The 2,445-nt window shown below is 65.6% G+C and carries 1 protein-coding gene; it reads right to left on the reverse strand.

Translation table 11 applies throughout. From position 1 onward, the window contains the following. Positions 1 to 714: 714 nt before the first annotated feature. Entirely contained in the window at positions 715 to 1,623 is a 909-nt protein-coding gene (locus EEJ42_RS32365) for an aminoglycoside phosphotransferase family protein (protein WP_123105485.1), read from the reverse strand. Between the last annotated feature and the right edge of the window lie 822 nt (positions 1,624 to 2,445).

A 2,445-nucleotide genomic window follows, 5' to 3' on the forward strand; every position in this document is an offset into this window, starting at 1 on the left:
CTGGTACAACTACCACCGACCCCACACCGGAATCAGCTGCCACACCCCAGCCAGCCGCATCACCAACCTCTTCGGACAACACAGCTAGGCGCTGGATGAGCGCGACTGTCTCTTCCGGTATCGGTGGCCGACCGGGCCTGGCTGGTGCCTGTCGCCATTTCCAGCGCACCAGACGGCGGCGCCAGGTCAGCAGGGTGCCCGGGGTGACCAACCGATGGCGGCGCAAGGCGGATGGCAGGTGCCGGGCGAGAGCGGAGAGCACGGCACGGTCAGCCCATGAAAGCCGCGGCCGCTCGATCTGTCGGCGCAGCACGAGGAGGCAGCCCAGCTGGGGCAGAAGATCAGGTAACGCAGTCGCAGACCCACGATCACTGATCATGCCCATACGTGGGCGATCACAAAGCTTCAGGTCAACCACCGTGCGTCAATAAAGACACCCTTCAACCCGCAAGGGTGGCTTACCAGCCGACTCGAAGACAACGTCACCTGGATGAACAGAGCCACGCCAGGCCGCGGCCCCGGCAAACGCCCGCAACTTCTACACCCTCACGGCCGAGGGCTACCGCGCCGCTCGGTACGAAACACAACACCGCACCAGGGCCTGAAGAATCCGACAGATCACCCGAACAAACCCCAACAAGAAGCCTGGACAACACCGAATAGAGATGTCGTTGCCCAAATGCCTTGTAATCAACTTGTCGTTCGGACCAACCGCTAATGAGCGGCGAGGATCTCCTCAAGAACGACCGACGCATCCGCCGGGAGGCCGTCGCCATCGCGAACCGCTCCGGCGCAGACGACCAGGGCCTTCCAGAGTGCCCAGCCTTGTCCACGCTCCCAGGTCGCCTCGTCTACCGCTAGCCGATCGCGGAACGCGGCGCGGCTCTTGCCGGTCAGCATCGTCCAGGCGATCGACAGATCGCAGGCCGGGTCTCCGACTCCGCAGGTGCCGAAGTCGATGACAGCCGCGAGCGCACCGTCCTTCACCAGAAGGTTCCCCGAGGCCATGTCACCGTGGAACCAGGCTGGCTTACCATCCCATGAGGCTCGCAACGCCCGTTCCCAGATCTCCTCGGCGGCCTCGATCCGGATCAGGCCGTCCAACGTCTCCAGGGCTGCCCGGGCCCACCCGTCGTAGGTCGTCAGTGGTCCGCCTCGGAACCAATTGTGCAGTCCCGGGCCCGGTCCACCTGTCGGGTCGATCCGCTGCAGAGACATGAGGAACTCCGCAAGGTTGATGGCGAACGCCGTCTTGTCCCCGACGGCGGCACGGGCCGCAGGCTCGCCACCGATCCACCGATAGACCGACCAGCTGTGCGGAAAGCTCTCATCGGGCACGCCTCTGGCCAGCGGAACCGGGACCTCCAACGGCAACGCGGGTGCGAGCACCGGCAGCCACCGGTGCTCCTTCTCCACCGCCAGCGCGTACTCCTCGGCAGTCGGTAGCCGCACCAGCATCTCGTCACCGAGGCGAAAGGTGCAGTTGTCCCAACCCTGCGCATCGACCGGCCGAACCTCAAGGTCGGACCACTGCGGGAACTGCGCGGCGATCAACCTGCCCGCCACCGCGGCGCCGACTGGTTTCCGGTCCGGCAACGGTAAAACCTCGGGCGTCTCGTTCATCGAAGGCGACCGTACGACGCCCCATCGGATCACCACAAGCGATTTCCGATCGTCCCGAACTCAGTCCGGGATGTCCGTCCCCCGGCCCCAGCGGCTCGAAGCAATGCACCCCAGCCGCTGCCCCGCCAAACGCCGCACCTACTACACCTTCACAGCCGAGGGCCACCGAGCCGCCCGGCGCGAAACCCAACACCGCACCACCGCCTGAGAAGTCCGACAGATTTATCGGACGAATCCTCGACAAGATGCCTGGACAGCACCCCAAAAACGCCAGGTCACGTTCCCACCGACCGACAAGTCAAATCGGAACCTACACTCGGCCCGGACACTGAACGAGCGGGCGGCCCCGGCTCACACCCGGCCTGGCGCTCACCGAGCTTCCCCACTCAGTTGGCGACTTGATCAAGTGGGCGACGAGTAGACCTGGTCGTTTTCCGGAATCCCCATTAACTCGAGCGACGGAGCCGACGACTGCCAGTCCGGGTGCATGCCTCCTACCAGGGCGGATGACATTCTCGGCAGACGCAGCGTCGAGACCGCGCTCGACATGACCGACCACAAAGCGGCGCTCGCTCGGCCGTGCCCGCAGTGCTCCGGCGAGCTGGTCATCGAGCCCGGGGCGGGAAACGGCCGACGGTGTGGTGCTCGGACTGCGGGCGTACCTGGCACGAGCCAGAGCCCGCCGCGGCCTGACGGCGGCCGGGCTCGACGCGTGAGGCGCGCTGCCCTGGCCTACCGCCTAGATGAATGAGTCCGATGTTCTCAGTGGTCGTAGGCGATCAGGGATCGCTTGGCTGTGGCTCCGGTGGTCCAGTTGTGCCA

The sequence above is a fragment of the Streptomyces botrytidirepellens genome, assembly GCF_003721215.1.
GTDB classification, from domain to species: Bacteria; Actinomycetota; Actinomycetes; order Streptomycetales; family Streptomycetaceae; genus Streptomyces; species Streptomyces himastatinicus.

What these genes read in the sequence shown, in the direction of transcription:
- EEJ42_RS32365 (WP_123105485.1), bottom strand. Translation starts at nt 1,623, where the DNA reads ATGAACGAGACGCCCGAGGTTTTACCGTTGCCGGACCGGAAACCAGTC.